The following is a 19,694-nucleotide window of genomic DNA, read 5'->3' as shown; positions in this document are numbered from 1 at the left end:
ATTTATTCGCTGTAGTTGTCTTTCTTGTAGCGCTCAAACCACGCCACAATATTCCCCACTTTTTGAATTAATCGCGAAGGGCGGCTTGCTATGCCGTGTGACGCACCTGGAATTCGTACCATAGCCGCATCCACACCTTGCAGCTTCAACGCTTGATAGTATTGCTCGGTCTCACTGATGGGAGTGCGGTGATCGGCTTCGCCAGTAAGTAGCATGGTTGGCGTAACCACGTTGCCTACTAAGCTCAAAGGACTGCGTTGCCAGAGTTTATCGGCAATATTCCACGGCATATCAGTCATCCAATATTGGCTAAAGTAAGGATACGCATCGGCCGTCAACGAAAAGCTCATCCAATTAATAACCGGCTTAGCCACAACGGCTGCGCTAAAGCGATCAGTCTTACCGATGGACCATGCGGTAAGGGTTCCGCCGCCTGAGCCGCCAGTAATAAACAGACTCTCTGAATCTACATAGCCTTGCTTAACAACCGCGTCTACCACGTCCATCAAGTCGTTGTAATCTTCTGACGGATAGTTATGGTGAATCAGGTTACCAAAGTCTTCACCGTAAGAGCTGCTGCCCCTTGGGTTAGCCCATACCACGACATAACCTTGCGCGGCCATTAGTTGAATTTCCATAGCAAAATGAGGGCCGTAGGCTGCATGTGGACCGCCATGAATTTCTAAAATTAGCGGGTATTTTTTGCTGCTATCAAATCCTGGTGGCAAAGCAATCCATGCGTCGATAGGTAGCTCGTCCACACTTGATACTACGGAAAGGTCTTGTACTTCTGCCAGCGTTTTATGACCAAGTGCGTCGCTGTTTAAATCGGTGAGTTGCGTATCGTCTTTGCCTTTTCTATAAAGCGCCAGGTCGCCAGGTACAGTGCGGCTTGCCATTGTGTAAACAATGTCGCCTTTATCACTAACTGCGAAGTCGCCCGACGTGTAGGGGCGGCCAAACGCTTGACCACCTATGCTAACGTCGATAGTTTTTACATCACCTTTAAGGTTCACCGCAGCAAGTTTAGTTTCGCCATGATCAAGGTAAGAGAAAACTAATCCGCGACTGTCTTTACGCCACGTGAACTTTCCTATGCTTCTATCTAGCGATGTGGTTAAGCGGGTAATATCACCACTTTTAAGCTCAAGTACAACTAGGTCGCCATTCTGATATGAAAGCTTTCTGTCGTTGAGCTGAGTAAACGCAAGGTATTTTCCGTCGGGGCTCAAGGTTGGCCTGCCTTCAGGGCCTTCGATATCGGTAACTTGTTCAACTGTCGCTGTGTTCACATTCACTTTATAGATGTCGCTAAATAAAGGATGCAGTGCGTAGTCTTCTCGTTGTGGTGTGGCGAAATAAATCCAGTTATTTTCTTTAGAGAAAGAAAGGGTACCGCCGCTCGGAAATTTCCCCGTTGTTAACTGTCGCGGCGTGCCGCCTTCTACAGGCAGAATAAAAATCTGCTCGAAGCCTTCACGCAGGTAGCCTCTGCCGTCACCTCTATACTGCACCGCATCAATATACGTGCCTTGTTCAGCCCACTTCGCACCCTTAGGTTTGCTTGGCATACCGGTAAACAATGGCTTTTGCTTTTCTTCAGTAAACTGTGTAAAGGCTAAGGTTTTGCTGTCATGAGACCAGGTTAACTGGCGAGGTGTCTCGCTGGTATTGGTTAAACGCACCGACTGCATAGTGTCTAAGTAATAAAGATGGATTTGTGCGCGGCCGTTGACCGCTTTTGTAAACGCCACCATTTTACCGTTGGGCGATAAGGTGGCCTGTGACAAGTTTTCGTCCCCCCCAATAAACGGGCGATGTTCACCGGATTTAATGTTTACCTGCCACAACCGGCTTTGTCTTCCGTCAGTCATGATATCCATGCTTTGACGAGAATAAATAACCGTTTCCTTATCGAGGAATTGAGGGTTAGTGACAAACTCTAAGTTAAAGGTATCTTCATACGTTAGCGCATTTACGCTACCTGAATCAGAGTCAGAGTTTTGCAATGCACTAGCTTGGCTTATGCCTAAAACCAACAGTGATAACGCTGTCGAGGTAGCTAATAAACCTTGTTGTATAGGGCGAAGGGGGAAACGAGACACAAACATGTTTGTTCCTTTTGTCATTCTTTTTGCGCTATGCGCGATAGGCGGCGTTTTTCAAGATAATGTGTTCGCAGTCGTGCTCTTAACGTTAACGCTAGGGTTAATTAAGTAAACTGAGAACCTTATTCTCAACCATATCGCTTTCGTTTCCATTATGTAAAGGGTGTGCGGTGAAGGGGGTGGATTGTCCGTTAAAAATGCGAATTGCTGCATGTATCGCAGCACATGACGCTATGTATAACAATGGAAGGCTAACAGCGGGTATTATCGGTATGAACGCAGTATCGCCTTTGTGTAATTCTCATTCGCCTTTAAGGCTAATGTTGCCTACCAGAATATCTTTAAACATAACCCAATCGCCCATCAAACTGTAAAGGGGGTGTTTAAATGTAGCGGGACGATTTTTCTCAAAAAAGAAATGTCCTACCCACGCAAAGCCGTAACCTACTAGCGGTATAAACCACAGTAGCGACCAGCTCGCCATAAATACCGCTAGCGCTATAACGCTAAGTACTAGCCAAGAGCCGATAAAATGAAGCGTGCGGCATGTGCCGTCTTTATGCTCATTTAAATAAAACGGGTAAAACTCTTTGAACGAAGCAAACTGAGTGTCTGTGCTGGTTTGTGTAGTCATAAAACCTTCTTAGCCAAATCTTATAGAAATTAGGTGGCTTAATAATAAAGTATCTCAATAGAGAAATTTTACACCACATTAACATTCCTTGAAGGTAGAGATTGTCGTGAAAGCGACAAAGGCGAAATGGCCGCTTTTATAAAAAGAGTATGCCGCTTGTTCCGAAACTAAAGATAACTTCCCTTAGCCTTGTAATTTTGAAGCGTCTGCCCCATATTCCTCTCAATACAAGAAATTTAAGGCCTGCGTTATGGAAAATCTCGTTGCAAATAGCCAAGCAACCATCGTAGATATTACGGTAGAAAACTTTCAGCAAATTATTGTAGAAGCATCGCAAGAAAAACTAGTGCTTATCGACTTCTGGGCTGATTGGTGCGAACCGTGTAAAGACCTAATGCCCATATTAGAAAAGTTGGCAGGTGAATATAGTCAGCATTTGATTTTGGCCAAAGTAGACTGTGAAGCACAGCAAGAAGTGGCTGCTCAGTTTGGTATTAGAAGCCTACCAACGGTAATGGTGGTGCAAAACGGTCAGCCCGTCGATGGCTTTGCGGGTGTACAACCTGAGCAGCAAATTCGTGAAATGCTGGCTAAATATTTGCCAAATCCAGAAGATGATCTACTTGCCACTGCCGGCAAGGCGATTCAGCAAGGGGATTATGCCGAAGCACTGCCTGCGGCAAAAGAAGCCTTAACGCTTAACCCTGAAAACGTAAACGCTAAGTATATGCTTATTGATTGCTACGTTGAGACTGGCTCTATCGATGCAGCCAAAGCTTTGCTTGAAGAGATTAAGCTGGTAGATCAAGACTCTCGCTATAAGAGTTTGGCGGGCAAAATTGAACTTGCAGAACAAGCTGCAGATACGCCGGAAATACGCCAGCTTCAAGCGGCAGTAGAGGCGAACCCTGATGACCTTCAGCTGAAAGTAGACTTAGCTGTACAATTGCAGCAAGCGAACAAAGCACAAGACGCGCTTGAGCTTCTTTATACCGTACTAAAGAAAGAGCTTGGCTTTGGCGATGCCAGAAAGTTAATGATGGATATGATGAATGCACTCGCTGACGGCGATCCGCTTAAGTCTGAGTATCGTCGTAAAGTTTATAGCTTGTTGTACTAAGCCTATTCGGGTTTTAGCTTTCACCGTAACGCTAAAACCGTCGCCTTAGGCTTGGAAATTGGCTACACGGTTAATCGAACTAGTTGTTGCGACTAACCCAATGTTTGTAAGAATAAGTGTATTGTCGGGCCGGCTATCGTGTTCGTTAAAAACTAGCAAATAGGTGAAAACCCTTCCTCATGCAGCCAATTTAGTGCCTCGAAGTATTTTTCAAAATATTCCCGCTCATAGTCGCTTGTTTTAAAGTCACGTTGTTTAGAAGGATGGGTGCGTTCTAGTTGAGCTCGCTTGACCATTCCGCTATCCAGCACATACGCTGAGCGAGTAAGCCCTCTTGAAATATTCACCTTTATTGCATCCGCTAAACGGGTCTGACATTCCGGCGTAGATAATACCCAACGGCGTCCGTCCATTAAGGCAGCCCAAGGCTTATTGTCGAACCTATCAATAAGCGCATGCATCTCTTCAATAAAATACTCGGTTGTTTTAAGGTTCCACGCCCCAGTAGCAAACACCTCAAGAACGTTACCTGAGACATCCAATGAATAATTTCCGTATTTAGGAAAACGCATAAAATACCTTTAATGTTTGTCTGCGTGGAACAGACGGAGCTTGCTAACTCGGCTAACAAAAACATCTTGCCTCTATAGGGTATAGCAGAGTTCTTAAAATTTGCAGTGATTGTGTTTATATAAGAAATATCACTAAGCACGTCGATTTGGGCAAAACAATTTACACTTAATTTGTAAATAAATGTTTTGTTGCAGGCGCAGATTCATGCGAAAAAGGTAGAAATTTGATAGGGTTTACGCAGTTTTTATATTGGGCAATAGAGCATGGCATATCAGCATTTTTACACGGGTTTTCTAAATGCGAACAAAGGTAAACAGCATTATGCGTGTCACAGCCACTACTTTTGGCCCGACTGCACGCGCGAAGCAATGCTCAACTACTGGGATGACAGCGCTAAGTATGTTGACGAAAAATGGGGATATTTCTTCCAAACTTTGGTGCCAGAGCTACAGCAGCGCATTAGCAACATACTGAACACTGGAGCACCACAGCAAATCGTTTTTGCGCCCAATACCCATGAGCTGCTTTATCGCGTAATGAGCTGCATCGATAGCGCTGCGCCTTATAAAGTAGTGTCGACAGACAGCGAGTTTCACAGTTTTCAGCGCCAAGCGAGTAGGATGCAAGAGCAGGGTGCGATAGAACTTATTACCGTACCTACTAAACCCTACGATACGTTTGCGTCGCGCTTTAAGGCCGCCATTGCCGAACACGATCCCGAGCTGGTTTTCTTTAGTCAGGTGTTTTTTAATTCCGGATACGTGGTGAACGATGTCACAGATATCGTAAATAGCGTAACTAACGACAATACCCTTATTGTGGTTGATGGCTATCACGGGTTTATGGCAAAGCCTACCGATATAGCGAACATTGCCCACCGAGCCTTTTATCTTGCCGGTAGTTACAAATATGCTCAGGCAGGAGAGGGGGCATGTTTTGCGCACGTACCCGTGGGCTGTGAGCTAAGACCCAGCTATACCGGCTGGTTTGCCGAATTCGGCGAGTTAGACAAACCCCGCGAGACGGGCGGTAAAAATAACGTTCAATATAGTCTAAATGGAATGCGCTTTGCTGGTGCGACCATGGATTTTACCGCGCTCTACAGATTAAGAGCCGTGCTTCGTATGTTCGACGACAATGGCATTGATGTCGCTACAGTTAACGAATACGTAATGGGCATGCAGCGCACATTTCTAGAGAAACTTGCTACCTGCAACCATCCCTTGCTAAACGAAAAACATCTAGCAGTAAGTGATGAAGCAAACCGAGGGCATTTCCTTACCTTTGAATTAGATAGTGCCGATGAAACAAAAGCCCTTGCTTCAGCGCTTAAAGAGCACCATATCCTTACCGATTTTAGAGGAAACCGCTTACGGTTTGGTTTTGGTCTGTACCACACCCCTGAGTACATTGATTTAACCGCACTGAATCAGAAAGCGTAAGTGTTGCTTTAAACATACGTAAATATTAACGTCACACTTATTTAAGGATAGTTTTATGGAGTGGTTATTACCCGCTTTAGCGTTGGTACTTATTATAGAAGGAATAGGGCCGCTTCTTTTTCCTAATAAATGGCGCAATTATTTACTTCAGATAAGCCAACAGCCCAGTAATCAACTGCGTCAAGTTGGCGGAACCCTTGTGATAATAGGCGCACTACTGCTGTTTTATTTCAGTTGAGATAGCGCCCAGAACTAGGCATTAAGAGGCGTGAAGCGGTGTGAAAACGGACCTCATCAAACACTGCCACACGCTTTACCATAATACATAGTACGAAAAGGAGCGCGACTTTACCGTTGACTGAAAAGTGTGCTCTTAAACCTGTATTCAACATTCAGAGGTATATTTTCAGCCCTTCGAATACCTAATTCGCTTTAAAGCATTACAACGCCGGTAAATAAATAGCGAAAAATTATATAAATGACCCTAGCGCAGACTGTGGGTAGACCGATTGTTCAGCTTTCATGTTATATGAAGTTTAGAATGCTTTAAAAATTAGCGCCTTAGAAAGTTCGTGTCGAAAAATACTTTGCCAAGCCTTATTTCAAAAAGACTTGAAGGGCAGTAAGTCATCTTTGTGATTTCAAAAATAAAAATAAAATAGTCGTATTTTTGTTCGAAAAAGAGATGATCCTTGCCCTAGAATTTTGTAGAATCCCCGCCTAATTTTCTTACACATATGATTCATGGCAAAGAACGTTGTGGTACTCGGCACTCAATGGGGTGACGAGGGTAAAGGCAAGGTCGTAGACCTACTCACTGATCGCGCAAAATATGTTGTTCGTTACCAAGGCGGACACAATGCAGGTCACACTCTAGTAATCGACGGTGAAAAAACCGTACTTCACTTAATCCCATCAGGCATCCTACGCGATAATGTTACCTGTATTATTGGTAACGGTGTTGTGCTAAGCCCTGACGCACTAATGAAAGAAATGACTATGCTTGAAGAGCGTGGCGTTCCAGTGCGCGAGCGATTAAAGATTAGTGAAGCTTGTCCGCTTATTCTTCCTTATCACATTGCACTAGACGTAGCGCGCGAAAAAGCCCGCGGCGCAAAAGCAATTGGTACAACGGGTCGTGGTATCGGTCCAGCGTATGAAGATAAAGTAGCCCGTCGTGGATTACGCGTTGGCGACTTGTTTAATGCAGAAGACTTCGCAGCAAAGCTGAAAGAAGTGCTAGACGTGCATAACTTCACGCTTACTCAGTACTATGGCGAAGAAGCAGTAGACTTTGACGAAACCTTAAAAGGTGCAATGGAAGTTGCTGACATTCTTAAAGCAATGGTTGTTGATGTAACTGACGAGCTAGACAAAGCACACAATGCTGGCTTGCCTATTATGTTTGAAGGTGCACAAGGTACACTTCTAGACATCGATCACGGTACTTATCCTTATGTTACGTCGTCAAACACTACCGTTGGTGGTGTAGCAACGGGTGCTGGCTTTGGCCCACTTAAGCTAGATTACGTACTGGGTATTGTTAAAGCATACACTACGCGTGTAGGCTCAGGTCCTTTCCCTACTGAACTAGAATGTGAAGTAGGCCAACACTTAGGTGTTAAAGGTCACGAGTTTGGCGCAACCACAGGCCGTAAGCGCCGTACAGGTTGGTTCGATGCAGTTGCGATGAAACGCGCAGTACAAATCAACTCTATTACAGGTTTCTGCTTAACTAAGCTTGACGTACTAGACGGTCTTGAAAGCCTTCAAATTTGTGTAGGCTACAAAGATGCAGACGGTAACGTGAAAGACGTGCCACCTATGGCGGCTGACGGTTACGAGAAAGTAACGCCAGTATATGAAGAAATGCCGGGTTGGACAGACAACACTTTTGGTGTAACTGAGTTTGAAGCGCTTCCACAAGCTGCGAAAAACTACATTAAGCGTCTTGAAGAGCTAACAGGTGTGCCGGTTGATATCGTTTCAACAGGCCCTGACAGAAACGAAACTATCGTTTTACGCAGCCCATACGACGCGTAATAGCAAAGCGTTATATACCTTCTAAAGCCCGGTGTTTACCGGGCTTTTTTTGTTGCACACAAACTTTACCTCTTTTTCATTTTCACTGATCACGCTTCATTTTTTAGCACCTGCATTTTATTCCTATAAGTCCTACGGTTAGGGCCTGAAACGCAAACGCATTAAACATTAATTAACAATTTAGTTGCGTTGTCTTCGAACATCCCTATTAATATAAGATAGTATCAGTTAATTATTGCGCTGCTTTGCCCGACAACAATCTTAAGATGAGCCATAGAATTGTTGCAGTGGGTGTTATGCTATCGGAGCCTTCTTATGCCAAATAGACCTTCTCTTCACGCAGTGGAAACCGGTGTGTGTTTCGTTGATGTTGTTCACAAACTTAATGACAGTTTCGATACAGGGAAAACCCAGTCCCTGGAATGGCGTAAAAGCCAGTTAAAGGCATTAGAGACACTACTTAAAGACAACCAGCACGACATTTTGCAGGCCCTTAAAAATGACTTGGGCAAATGTAAGACCGAAGCCATGGTCGCTGAACAAGGCTTTCTACTTTCTGATATCAAGCATACGCTTAAGCACTTGGATAAATGGGCAAAGCCGCGCAAAGTATCTACGCCCATGGTGGCATGGCCAGGTAAGAGCTTTCGCAAGCCTGAGCCGCTTGGCACTGTGCTTATTATCGGAGCGTGGAATTATCCGCTTCAGTTATTGCTTGCCCCTTACATTGCTGCCATCGCGGCGGGGAACTGTGCAGTATTGAAACCCTCTGAATTGGCTGAAGAAACCTCGTCGCTGGTGGCTAAGCTTATCCCCCAATATATGGATAATTCATGCGTTGCCGTAATAGAAGGCGGTAAAGATGAAGCCACAGCGCTACTTGCCTGCAAATGGGACCATATTTTTTACACCGGTGGTGAAGTGGTGGGCAAAATTGTCATGAGCGCCGCGGCCAAACATTTAACGCCAGTAACCCTTGAGCTTGGCGGTAAGAGTCCCTGTTTTGTTGATAAAAACACAAACCTTGATGTCACCGCGCGCCGTTTAGTGTGGGGTAAATGGATGAATGCAGGCCAAACGTGTATTGCGCCTGACTATGTCATTGTTGAAAAGGGCTTTGAGCAAAAGCTTATTGATGCGGTTAAAAAAGAGCTGAAAAAGCAATACGGCAAAGCACCTTTATCGTCACGAGATTACGGCAATATCGTTAATCATCGTCACTTAAAGCGTCTTGAAAGTTACCTTGAAAACGTCAATGTGGTGTATGGCGGCGAGCTAGATGAATCTCGTCCAGCAATGGCGCCTACCCTTGTACTGGAGCCATCGCTAGATAGCCCGCTAATGAAAGAAGAGATCTTCGGCCCTATTCTACCTATTATCACTGTCGACAACATGGAGGCGGGCATTAAGTTCGTGAACAGCAGGCCTAAGCCACTCGCACTTTATGCATTTAGTGATAAGGACGATGTGCTTGATAATATTATCAGCAAAACCAGTTCAGGCAGTGTGTGTACTAACGACACTATGCTGTTCATGACTAACCCTGAGTTACCGTTTGGTGGCGTAGGAAATAGCGGCATGGGTAACTATCATGGCCAAGCAGGTTTTGATACATTCAGCCATATTAAAACGGTAATGAAACGTTCATTCGCCCTTGACGTGTTCTTTCGTTATGCGCCGTTTTCTAAGTTTAAGCTGTCGTTGCTTAAGAAGTTCTTATAATAGGAGTTTTCATGGTTCAACCTTTTCATCTTGCCATTCCGGTCACTAATTTAACCGACGCAGAAGCGTTCTACGGTGAGTTGTTGGGTTGTGGAAAGGGCCGCAGTGACACCCAGTGGATAGACTGGAACTTCTTCGGCCATCAATTAGTGACGCACTGTGTAGAGGCCATGCCGTCGCCGCCTGCTTATAACGGGGTAGACGATCATGCCGTGCCGGTGCCGCACTTCGGCGTTGTGCTAACCATGGACGATTGGCAAGCTCTGGCAAGTAAATTAGAGGCTGCCAATACCGAGTTTGTTATCGCACCTTATATTCGCTTTAAAGGAAAGCCCGGCGAACAAGCCACTATGTTTTTTAAAGACCCTTTCGGCAACGCGTTAGAGTTCAAAGCGTTCGCAGATATGTCTCAGCTTTTCGCTTCATAATAATGGGGGCAGTTGCTCTTTGCCGTACATCAAAGAGCTGCCTGATACTAGGCTAGCGCTTCTTCTTTTTTGGTTTGAAGCGCTTATATAAAAGCGCAACACCTGTAAGGGTGAACAAAAAGGCGCTGCCCGAAAAAGCAATTAACCACGGCGTGTTAAAGTTACTTCTGTCCTTGTAATCCATTATGTGCAACATCCACATAAAATCAAACAGCCGCCATGTGTCGGTACGTACGCGCAGAACACTGCCAGTGTTTGGGTCGATATAAAACCGCGAATTTAGGTCGTCATCGAAGTTTACCTGCCATAATGGCGCAGACAGGTTTTGCACTTCTTGAGGCAACACGCTTAATAGCCGGGTCTCACCAATATCGCCAGTACCTGCGTATTGCCCTTTTGCTGCTTTACGAATAGCGCTTTCTTGCATGGTTTGCAAAGCTTCACCTGTTAATGCGCTGTAGCGATAGGCAATGTTGTCATCCACGACATGATAAACAGGAATAGCATCAAGCGTGTTTGGGTCAGCATGGTCTACTTCATTTATACGGTGAGTAAGTGAAAGTACGGCAGCGCTACTGTGGTGGCGCAAAATGTCTGAAGGGGTAACCGTAACGTTGTGCCACGACGTAGTGACGGCGTGTTTTAAGTGGTTGCCTCTTACTTCATCGATAGGTAACCACGCCATAACCAGACCACTTAAGAACCATAGACCAATTTGAATGAACAGTATTAAGCCCAGGTAGTTGTGCGCTTTGCGCATAAATTTCATCATCAGGTTTTTTGGTTTTATTATCAAAAGGCTATAACATCAGAAAACAATAACCGAGTAAACCGAAGAAGAGGGTGGTTTTGAATAAAGCATTAGTGCTGGTAGACGTACAAAATGTGTATTACACCTGCCGTCAGGCGTACAAACGCAACTTTAATTACAACCAGTTTTGGCGTGAACTTACCTACAACTTGGATATAGCCCATGCTTTCGCATACGCCATAGACAGGGGTGACAGCAAGCAGCGTGAATTTCAAAACATTCTTCGTGCTATTGGATTTGAAGTAAAGTTAAAGCCTTTCATTCAACGTGCTGACGGCTCGGCGAAAGGTGACTGGGATGTAGGTATAACAGTAGATGCACTTGAACACGCCGACGATGTTGATGAGATCATTTTGGTGTCGGGCGACGGCGATTTCGATATTCTTGTAAACGCCCTTAAAGCAAAAGGGAAAACCGTAACGGTGTACGGTGTTCCTGCATTAACGGCTGAAAGTATTCAAAAAGTGGCGTCTAAGTACGTGCCTATCGACGCCACGCTGTTGTTGTAGTTTTCAGCTTGTACTTTGTTCAAGGCTGAACTAATAACGCTGAGCCCCCAAAGCTCCACTAATGTGGCTCAGCTAACAGCCCTGTGCTGATAAGGCTGTACTAATATGGTTGTACTAGGCTCTTACCTCGTCCGCTTTTTTCAGATGCGGCTTCTACACCCTCTTTAGTACGCTTAATTAAATGTACATCACCAAAGCGACGGTTATCTATGGTATAGCCCATTGCTTTAAGCTCATTTACCGTTGCCTCTGTAAACCCGTCGTGCATACGAATGGTGTCTTTGGGCAATAGCTGGTGATGAAAACGTGGTGAGTTCACGGCTTCTTCAGCGCTCATATCGTAAAGCAGGGCATTCAATAGCGACTGAGTTACTGATGAAATAATGGTAGTGCCGCCAGGAGAGCCTGTTACCAGAACCACTTGGTCGTCTTTAGTGACCAGCGTTGGTGTCATAGAAGACAGCATGCGCTTGTAAGGTTCAATAGCATTCGCCTCACCACCTACAGCGCCAAAGAAGTTAGGCACGCCAGGCTTAGCACTAAAATCGTCCATTTCATCATTCAACAAAAAGCCAGCACCAGTCACAACAACACCGCTACCAAAAGTAAGGTTGATGGTCGTTGTATTAGCAACAGCGTTACCCCATCTGTCCATAATAGAGAAGTGTGTTGTATCTTCGCTTTCTTTTAAACCAGGCTTAACGCTTGGGGTATCAGAAATGCTGGTAGGCTGAATATCTGCTGCGCGTTGAGTAATATAGTTTGCGTCAGTGAGCGCTTTTACCGGAACACTAACAAAATCAGGATCGCCCATATATTCAGCGCGATCGGCAAACACGCGCTTACCAATTTCTGACATAACGTGAATATATTCAGTACTGTTTTGCGCTGGCAAATCGTGCGTTGCGTCATAGGCTTCTAGCATGCCGATCCACTGGGCAACGGCAACACCACCAGAGCTTGGAGGAGGTGCGGTCACCAGCTCATAACCTTGCCAGTTTAGGTGAAGAGGTTTGCGCCACACTGCTTTGTAAGCCAGTAAGTCTTCATAGGTAATAAGGCCGCCGTTTTGCTGCATAAAGTCAACAATATGCTTTGCTACATCGCCTTTATAAAAGCCATCCTTTCCCTTTTGCTGAATAGCTTTAAGCGTTTTCGCTAGCTCTGGCTGTTTGAAGGTAGTGCCTGCTTTAGCGTGTGCAAAATACTCGCTAAAGTTGTTATTGATAGCTGCTTCTTTGGTACGCTCAATATAGTGATCAATGTTATTGGCCAGCTTCTCGTGAACCACAAAACCTTGCTCGGCCAAATCAACGGCTGGTGCGAGTAGACGCTCCCACTCCAATGTGCCGTATTTTTTATGCGCGGCCCACATACCAGCAACGGTACCAGGAATGCCAGACGCTTTAGCCCCAAACAAAGACTCGTACGGTTTTACGTCACCTTTCTCGTCAAGATACATATCGCGATGCGCATTTTCAGGTGCCATTTCACGGTAATCTAAAAAGTCGGTGTTATCTTCAAACTTTATTGTCATAAAGCCGCCACCGCCTACGTTGCCCGCCTCAGGTAGAGTAACAGCCAAGACAAACTGTGCCGTAATAGCAGCATCAATTGCGTTTCCACCTTCTTGGAGTACCTGCATTGCAGCATCGGCACTGTAGCTGTCAGGCATGGCAACGGCCTGTTGGCTAAGCCCAACTGTATTGTTGCTAGCGCTATCAACAGGGGCATTTGGCCCATGGGAACACGCTGCCACTACTGAAATAAATGCCACTATTACCGAGATAAACCCGACGTTAGCTATCCGCTTTTTCATTACAAACTCCTTGTTACAGACATTGCTAAACCTTTGCGATTAGCAACTGACTTCCAGCAAACTTTAATCAACGGCATTAACCAAGCATGACCAAGCTTGCTACAAAATAGGCAATAAGCGTAAGTGCGCCCGCAAATAGTGCGTAGGGAAACTGAGTTTTAACGTGCGTTAATACGTCAGTACCTGCTGCTAGCGAAGATACGGCAGTAGTGTCGGAGATAGGCGAACAGTGATCACCAAATATACCGCCACCCAATATAGCGCCAATGACCAGTGAAGGGGGTAACCCTAAACTTTGAATCAGCGGCACACCAATAGGAATTAGGATGGCGAATGTGCCCCATGACGTGCCTGTGGTAAACGACATGATCGCTCCGGCAATAAATAGCATGGGAACAATAAGCACCAAAGGAAGATACTCTCCCACTATGCCCGCGACAAACACGCCTGTTCCAAGCACCTTGAGGCTATTGCCTAAGGTTAACGACAGTAACACTATGGTGACTAGAGGAAGTAGTTCACCCATCCCTTTAAAACCAATTTCTACCGCTTCCTTGTGGGTAAAACGTTTGTGGATTAAGAGCAGACCATAGGCAATGGCAGTGGCAAGAGCCGTAGCGTAAAGTACAGATTTGCTCCCGCTGCCTTCAGACAATACGCCGTTACCTGTCCAGAACATGAAGCCAACCATGCTTAATACCATTACTATTAGCGGTACCAACATGAAACGAGCCTTGGTGGCAGGTTCCGTAGTTTGGTTAACCTCTACATGCGTGAGTGCTTTTTCTTCCTCAGCCATGGGGCCATGCACTTTGTCAGCGGAAATCGTGTAGGCCACAATAAGTAAGGTGAAGATAGCGTAAAAGTTGAAAAATACGCTGCCCCATAAAATGGAAGCCGACGAAGCAGGTAGCTCGTATGCATCTAGCAGGCTGAGTATAAATGCGCCCCAGCCGTTCAATAAAATCAAAATACAAACGGGCGCGCTGGTGGAATCGATGATGTAAGCTAAGCGCGCGCGGCTCATGCCGAAGCGATCAAACAGACCTCGGGCGAATATGCCGGCAGTGAGCACACTTAAGTTTGATTCAATGAATACGGCGATTCCGGTGAACATGGTCAAGCCGCCAACTTGTTTGCGACTCTTCGCTACCCCTTTGTTTACTAGAAAGTTGACCGTTGCCGTTACTCCGCCAGAGTCACGTATAAATGCTAGCAACGCGCCCACTAGTACAGAGAAAATAAGCACCCGTGTATTGCCAGGGCTGGCAGCAGTATCAACCACACGCTCTATGGCATTAATTGGGGCCATGTAGCTGGTTGCGATATCAGCATTTACCAGAATTAAGGCTTCGGCAGACAGAACGGCTAGCGCCAATGCTAAAATGACTTCTTTTTTCCAAAAAACGACGGCAATAGCCACAAGAGGGGGGATGACTGACATCCAATCCATACTTCTTTCCAAACTTAAATTTATGTGTGCCTAGGACTTGTTGAGCTTTGAAATATTACTACGCTCTACTTGCCCTATGGGTATGTCTATTTGCGTAAGAGAATGTGTGATTGCAGTTCAAAGTTGGCGAACATGCTTCTCTCATTTATGCTAGCGTACCGTATTGTGCTTCGTGTTACCAAGGATTAGATAAACATTGTTATTCCAGCAAGTTATTTGTAAAAAACGTGCTTCAGTTATGGGCCTTGGCGATATTTTGTCAGGCGTACTCATTTTCTTAAGTGCTGCCCTATTTACTGCAAGCGTAACCGCACAATCTGTAAGTGCTAACGCATCGAACAATGCTAAACCCAGTGCTAATGCTGAAAAAATTCTCGCTGTAAAAGACATGCTCGGGCAGAAAATCATTTTGGATTTTCGTTATTTCTGTGAAGACAATACGCCGTCTTCGCGCTGCCGTACGCCCATGACCGTAATTCCGCCATCGCTTTTAAATCTGCTCAGCACACACAACATCGGCGGTGTTATTTTGTTTTCAGAGAACATCGAAAATACCGAGCAGTTAATTACGCTCAATTACACCATGCAGCAGCACATGGTAAAAGCAGGGCGTCAGCCGTTATTCATTGCTGTCGACCAAGAAGGGGGCAGAGTAGCAAGGTTGCCCTCAGACATGCTCTCGCCGTTTGCAGGTAACATGGCCATTGGCGCTACTTTTCACCAGCGAGGCAGCGCATTTGCACAAAGTGTGGCATCGCATATTGGCCAAACGCTTTTACCGCTGGGAATAAACACCAATTTTGCGCCTTCGATTGATGTAAATAGCGAGCCAAAGAACCCCGTTATTAACGTACGCAGCTTTTCGGAAAACCCAGAGCATGTAGCCGCTCTCGGGCAGACATTTGTCAGTGCTATGCAAAGTACAGGTGTAATGAGTGCTATCAAACATTTTCCAGGCCATGGTGATACCCATGTAGATAGCCACAGTGGCTTGCCGCAAGTAACGCATAGCAAAGCGCAAGCTATGGCGGGTGACATCCTTCCTTTTGCGAATATCATTAATAGTGCAACGCCTCCTGCTATGGTAATGAGTGCACACATTCAATACCCGTCTTTAGACGATACGACAATTATTGATAAGCATGGTAAGTCACAAATAGTTCCTGCTACTTTGTCGAAGAAGATACTAAGCAATTTGCTTCGCAACCAATTAGGATATCAAGGCCTTATCGTTACTGACGCGTTAGACATGGCAGGTATTACTCAGTTTTTCTCCCATGAAGAAGCATTAGTCAGTGCATTCAGCGCAGGTGCTGATATTGCGCTTATGCCGTTCACCATAAGAACCCCAGACGACATAAAAAAGTTCGCGTTACTTTTGGATAATGCAGCAAATCGAATGTCGGAAAGCGCTTTCTTAAAAACGTCTCATAATCGTATTATTAAGGCAAAACAGCGCTTTGCTCTGCAAAATTTCATTTCTAAGCCCATGTCATGGTGGTTAGATGAGGCGAAAGAAAATGCTTCAATGAGTAACCCTAACAGTTTGAAAAACAGAGGGATTCGAATTGAGAAAGCCCTTTCTAAGTCGTCGGTGTCTGTACTCTTCGGGAAGGATGAGTTGCCAATAACTTCAAATCGCTGGTTGGCGCTTATGCCAGACGCAGCAAGATGTTTAGCATTTGAAGCCGCGCTTACACGCGCACGTCCCAACGTTAACAATAAGCCTTTAGAGTTTGCGTGTTTGCCGTTAACTGCGCTACCTAAAACCCAATTAGCAATGAATTTATTAAAACAAGCTGACGTGCTGGTGGTTGGCAATATTAGCCCGCTCCATGCTAACTATGAATTAGGAGGAGTCGATTTACCTGAGCATGTAAAACGACGCGTAAGCGAAACTGAGGTGATGGCATTTAGCAAAAAAATGATGGTTGCTGCGAAAGCACAGAATAAAACCGTGGTCTTTGCTCCACTGCGCATGCCATACAAAGCGCATGACGTGAAAGAGTTAGCCGATGTTGCTATTGCTACATTTAGTTATGCGGTGAACATTACACAGCAAAGTGACACAGAAAATCAGCACGTTACGAGCTATAGTCTTAATGCATTGGTCGAAGTGTTACTGGGGAGCACGGTTGCTGAGGGACGTTCGCCGGTTTCGTTGAAATAGGTGGCCACGCGAAAGCAGAGACCAAAACCAAAGATATTGACCATTTAAGTGCTAACTAAGAGCCAAGCCAAAAGCCATTTCAAAAGCCATTTTAAAAGGAGTTATCGTGAATACAACAAATACATCAGGCGCTACGCAAACTTCATTAATCGATACGGTATTAAGTGCGTTGTTCCCTTTTGTTCCGCTCCTTGTCGCTATTGTATTGGTAATAGGTGCGCTCATCGCACTGCACTACCTTCTGCTAGCCAAACAGAGCCATCTTACCAGTGAGCAGAAATTACCGCGTCAAGTAGGAATGTTGGTACTTACTATCATTGGAGCGGTTGTAATAGCGATGGCCTTACCGGTAAGTGAAAGCACTAGAAACCAAGTTATCGCGCTTATTGGCGTACTTATTTCAGGAGTTATTGCCTTTTCTTCTACCACAATGGTGGGGAATTTGATGGCGGGGATCGTACTTCGTGTTAACCGACCATTTAGAGTGGGAGACTTCATTAAGGTAGAAGGCTATAGCGGTCGCGTTACCGAAATGGGCTTGCTTGATGTTGAACTTCAAACCGAGAGCAGAGAGCTGATTGCCTTTGCCAATACGCTAATGGTTAATTCGCCCGTTTCTGTGACCAGAGCGTCTGGCGCAATTGTTAGTGTGGATATCAGTTTAGGTTACGATATTCATCACAGCATTATTGAAAAGCACTTACTTGTGGCAGCTGAAAACGCCCAGCTGTCAGAGCCATTTGTGCAAGTAGTTGGGCTAGGCGACTTTTCGGTAAGCTATCGTATTTCAGGTCTCCTCACAGAAGTTAAAAGCTTGCTGAGCGCGCGTTCACGGCTTCACAAGGCCGTACTCGACGCGTTACATAATGCCGATATTGAAATTGTTTCTCCTAGCTTTATGAATCAACGCCCCCAGCCCGACGGCTTGAAAATGATAGCTAAATCGCCTGGACGCACTAAGCAAGAAGAAGCATCTCCTGAAGACGTTATTTTTGACAAGGCTGAAGAGGCAGAGCAAAAAGAAAAAAGTAAAGAAACGCTGATGCAGACGATCGCCGATATTGATGCAAAAATCGCTGAGAGTGACGGTGAAAGCAGAGATGAGCTTAAACATCAAAAAGCCACCGCTGAAGCTCAGCTCGCAGCTTTGGTAAAAACAAAAAATGAAGAAGGTTAGTTTTTACTAACTTTTTTAGCTTCCGATAAGTCTGGGGTTGTGTGGGTGTGAGTATTTACTTACATGTTGAGTGGTAAGTTTAGTATCTCTAACGCTTCCTCCACATTTACCTTGATAAGACACCTCAAATCCTCAAGGCTAAAGACGTTTATCTGTACATCAGTCCGTGTCTTCGTAAAGCAGGTATGCTTTTCGTTTTTCTCTAAATTTATTTAACTCTTTCTGCCAACTCTGGCGAATTTCTGCAGGCGTTTTACCGGCTTGAATTTGATATCGTAGCGTATCGGTACCCGCTAATTTGTCGAAGAAATCTGGGCGAGTAAAGAAGGTTGCTTCAGAGTCACCTCTGGCGCTGACCATTTTGTTATATTCAGAAAAACGAGAATAGGCATCTATCAATGTAGCGATATCTAAGCCACTAATTGGTGAGCGCTTGTGAGTTGTTTGCTTGGAGTCAGAGCCTTCCAAGATCGTAGGATCAGCATAAGAAAAGACATGTGCACTTAGCAGAGTATTTTCATGTTTAGGGTGGGGCGCTGCACTATTTGCATTTACCGGTATCTTGCTTTTACCAAACTCAACAAAAGGGTGGCCAATAAGTTGGAAGGGAAAGTCAGTGCCGCGACCTATACTCACGTCGGTGCCCTCAAAAAAACACAGTGTCGGATATAGCTTGATAGATAAATCGTTTGGCAGGTTAGGGCTCGGTGCCACGGGCAGCGAATAATGCGCAGTGCGTTGATAATCCTTCACTGGGACAACGGTAAGCTTAGCGTTGTCATAACTGCTTGCGTCAATATCTAACCACTGTTCCCCCACAATCATTTGAGCAAGTTCGCCTAAGGTCATACCGTGCAACACGGGAATAGGATGCATGCCAATGAACGACGAAAATTTAGATTGCAGTACTGGCCCGTCAACAAAGCGGCCGTTAGGATTTGGCCTATCTAACACGATAACGTCGATATTACGCGCAAAGGCCGCCTCCAACACATAGTGCAAAGTGCTTAAATAGGTGTAAAAGCGTACGCCTACATCCTGAATATCGAAAACAATCACATCGATACCATCCAACATGTCGGGGGTAGGCTTTTTGGTTGCGCCGTAAAGGGAGTGAATAGGTATACCGGTTTTAGCATCAATATTGCTATCTACCTTTTCGCCTGCGCCTTTGTCTCCTCTAAATCCGTGCTCCGGTGACATAATACTTACAACATTAACACTGCTTTGAAGTAGGGCATCAAGCAGATGCTGATTGCGCTGGCTTGTCTTTATCGTATTTAGTTGTGTAGCCAAGCTGTTGCTTGATTGGCGCTCTTGAAGCTCAAACGTGCTGGAAGGCGAAGTGTAGAGATCCGAAACCAACGCACTTTGGTTTACCACTAAACTAACCCGTTTACCTTCTAGCAAGGGCAGGTACTTTGAATAGCGTTCAGCGCCTACAGTAAACTGCTTAGTGCTTGATACGGGCTGCTTAGTCCCTGGCGCAGGTTGCTTTTTTATTAATATAGACTGATTCGCAGGGCCATCAGCATCACTTGTATATACATGTGTAGATAAGTTTTGCGGTGCACAGCCGTTAAGCGATAAGCTAATTAGAGCTGAAGAGAGTACTGCAATGAATGCGCTCGACGTTAGGCGTCTAAAAACCTTGCTCAATGTGACCGAAGTTAAAACTTTCATAG

Annotated in this window: 16 protein-coding genes; 9 read left to right on the top strand and 7 right to left on the bottom strand. The window is 45.2% G+C overall.

Annotated features, from left to right (window positions below; translation table 11 throughout):
• Positions 1-2 precede the first annotated feature (2 nt).
• Complete coding sequence (locus ACXAER_RS07790) at positions 3-2,111, bottom strand: S9 family peptidase (RefSeq protein WP_474828108.1); 2,109 nt, start codon at positions 2,109-2,111, stop codon at positions 3-5.
• A gap of 298 nt (positions 2,112-2,409) precedes the next feature.
• Positions 2,410-2,742 (bottom strand): Mpo1-like protein, encoded by a 333-nt coding sequence (locus ACXAER_RS07785; protein WP_474828106.1) that lies wholly within the window; start codon positions 2,740-2,742, stop codon positions 2,410-2,412.
• Positions 2,743-2,992: 250 nt separating this feature from the next.
• Between ACXAER_RS07785 and trxA the strand changes: the two genes are divergently transcribed.
• Positions 2,993-3,862: a thioredoxin gene (trxA, locus tag ACXAER_RS07780; RefSeq protein ID WP_474828104.1), complete on the top strand. Its 870-nt coding sequence runs from the start codon at positions 2,993-2,995 to the stop codon at positions 3,860-3,862.
• 152 nt (positions 3,863-4,014) lie between these two features.
• Here the strand turns inward: trxA and ACXAER_RS07775 are convergent, their stop codons facing one another.
• On the bottom strand, positions 4,015-4,434 hold the full coding sequence (locus ACXAER_RS07775; protein WP_474828102.1) for a hypothetical protein: 420 nt from the start codon (positions 4,432-4,434) through the stop codon (positions 4,015-4,017).
• 264 nt (positions 4,435-4,698) lie between these two features.
• Between ACXAER_RS07775 and ACXAER_RS07770 the strand changes: the two genes are divergently transcribed.
• The 5 genes from ACXAER_RS07770 to ACXAER_RS07750 all read left to right on the top strand — a co-directional run bounded on the left by ACXAER_RS07770 (position 4,699) and on the right by ACXAER_RS07750 (position 10,070).
• Positions 4,699-5,877 (top strand): aminotransferase class V-fold PLP-dependent enzyme, encoded by a 1,179-nt coding sequence (locus ACXAER_RS07770; RefSeq protein WP_474828100.1) that lies wholly within the window; start codon positions 4,699-4,701, stop codon positions 5,875-5,877.
• Positions 5,878-5,932: 55 nt separating this feature from the next.
• The gene (locus ACXAER_RS07765) at positions 5,933-6,115 is read left to right on the top strand and encodes a DUF2065 domain-containing protein (protein ID WP_421713346.1); all 183 of its coding nucleotides are present in this window, start codon (positions 5,933-5,935) and stop codon (positions 6,113-6,115) included.
• A gap of 506 nt (positions 6,116-6,621) precedes the next feature.
• Positions 6,622-7,920, top strand: coding sequence for an adenylosuccinate synthase (locus ACXAER_RS07760; protein WP_014948109.1), 1,299 nt, complete (start codon positions 6,622-6,624; stop codon positions 7,918-7,920).
• A 315-nt stretch (positions 7,921-8,235) separates the two neighbouring features.
• Positions 8,236-9,642, top strand: a complete 1,407-nt coding sequence (locus ACXAER_RS07755) for an aldehyde dehydrogenase family protein (protein ID WP_474828098.1) — start codon at positions 8,236-8,238, stop codon at positions 9,640-9,642.
• Between the two features lie 11 nt (positions 9,643-9,653).
• A complete protein-coding gene (locus ACXAER_RS07750) occupies positions 9,654-10,070 on the top strand; it encodes a VOC family protein (RefSeq protein WP_474828096.1) in 417 nt (138 codons plus the stop codon).
• Between the two features lie 52 nt (positions 10,071-10,122).
• On the opposite strand, the gene ACXAER_RS07745 is transcribed toward ACXAER_RS07750, so the two are convergent.
• Positions 10,123-10,830 carry a PepSY domain-containing protein gene (locus ACXAER_RS07745; RefSeq protein WP_239218050.1) on the bottom strand — a complete coding sequence of 236 codons (708 nt, stop codon included), beginning with the start codon at positions 10,828-10,830 and terminating at the stop codon, positions 10,123-10,125.
• A gap of 89 nt (positions 10,831-10,919) precedes the next feature.
• On the opposite strand from ACXAER_RS07745, the gene ACXAER_RS07740 reads away from it, so the two are divergent.
• On the top strand, positions 10,920-11,390 hold the full coding sequence (locus ACXAER_RS07740) for a LabA-like NYN domain-containing protein (protein ID WP_014948113.1): 471 nt from the start codon (positions 10,920-10,922) through the stop codon (positions 11,388-11,390).
• Positions 11,391-11,490: 100 nt separating this feature from the next.
• On the opposite strand, the gene ggt is transcribed toward ACXAER_RS07740, so the two are convergent.
• Both ggt and ACXAER_RS07730 read right to left on the bottom strand, forming a co-directional pair.
• Positions 11,491-13,209 (bottom strand): gamma-glutamyltransferase, encoded by a 1,719-nt coding sequence (gene ggt, locus ACXAER_RS07735; protein ID WP_474828092.1) that lies wholly within the window; start codon positions 13,207-13,209, stop codon positions 11,491-11,493.
• Positions 13,210-13,285: 76 nt separating this feature from the next.
• A complete protein-coding gene (locus ACXAER_RS07730; RefSeq protein ID WP_474828090.1) occupies positions 13,286-14,662 on the bottom strand; it encodes a Na+/H+ antiporter NhaC family protein in 1,377 nt (458 codons plus the stop codon).
• 196 nt (positions 14,663-14,858) lie between these two features.
• On the opposite strand from ACXAER_RS07730, the gene ACXAER_RS07725 reads away from it, so the two are divergent.
• Together ACXAER_RS07725 and ACXAER_RS07720 are read left to right on the top strand one after the other, a co-directional pair.
• Positions 14,859-16,832 (top strand): glycoside hydrolase family 3 N-terminal domain-containing protein, encoded by a 1,974-nt coding sequence (locus ACXAER_RS07725; protein WP_474828088.1) that lies wholly within the window; start codon positions 14,859-14,861, stop codon positions 16,830-16,832.
• A gap of 106 nt (positions 16,833-16,938) precedes the next feature.
• Positions 16,939-18,009 (top strand): mechanosensitive ion channel family protein, encoded by a 1,071-nt coding sequence (locus tag ACXAER_RS07720; protein ID WP_474828086.1) that lies wholly within the window; start codon positions 16,939-16,941, stop codon positions 18,007-18,009.
• A gap of 159 nt (positions 18,010-18,168) precedes the next feature.
• Here the strand turns inward: ACXAER_RS07720 and ACXAER_RS07715 are convergent, their stop codons facing one another.
• Entirely contained in the window at positions 18,169-19,692 is a 1,524-nt protein-coding gene (locus ACXAER_RS07715) for an exo-beta-N-acetylmuramidase NamZ family protein (protein WP_474828084.1), read from the bottom strand.
• Positions 19,693-19,694: the final 2 nt, after the last annotated feature.

The organism is Alteromonas sp. AWJ4_199 (genome assembly GCF_056159165.1).
The sequence above is the reverse complement of the archived record's forward strand: the minus strand, read 5'-3'. Positions and strand labels throughout refer to the sequence as shown.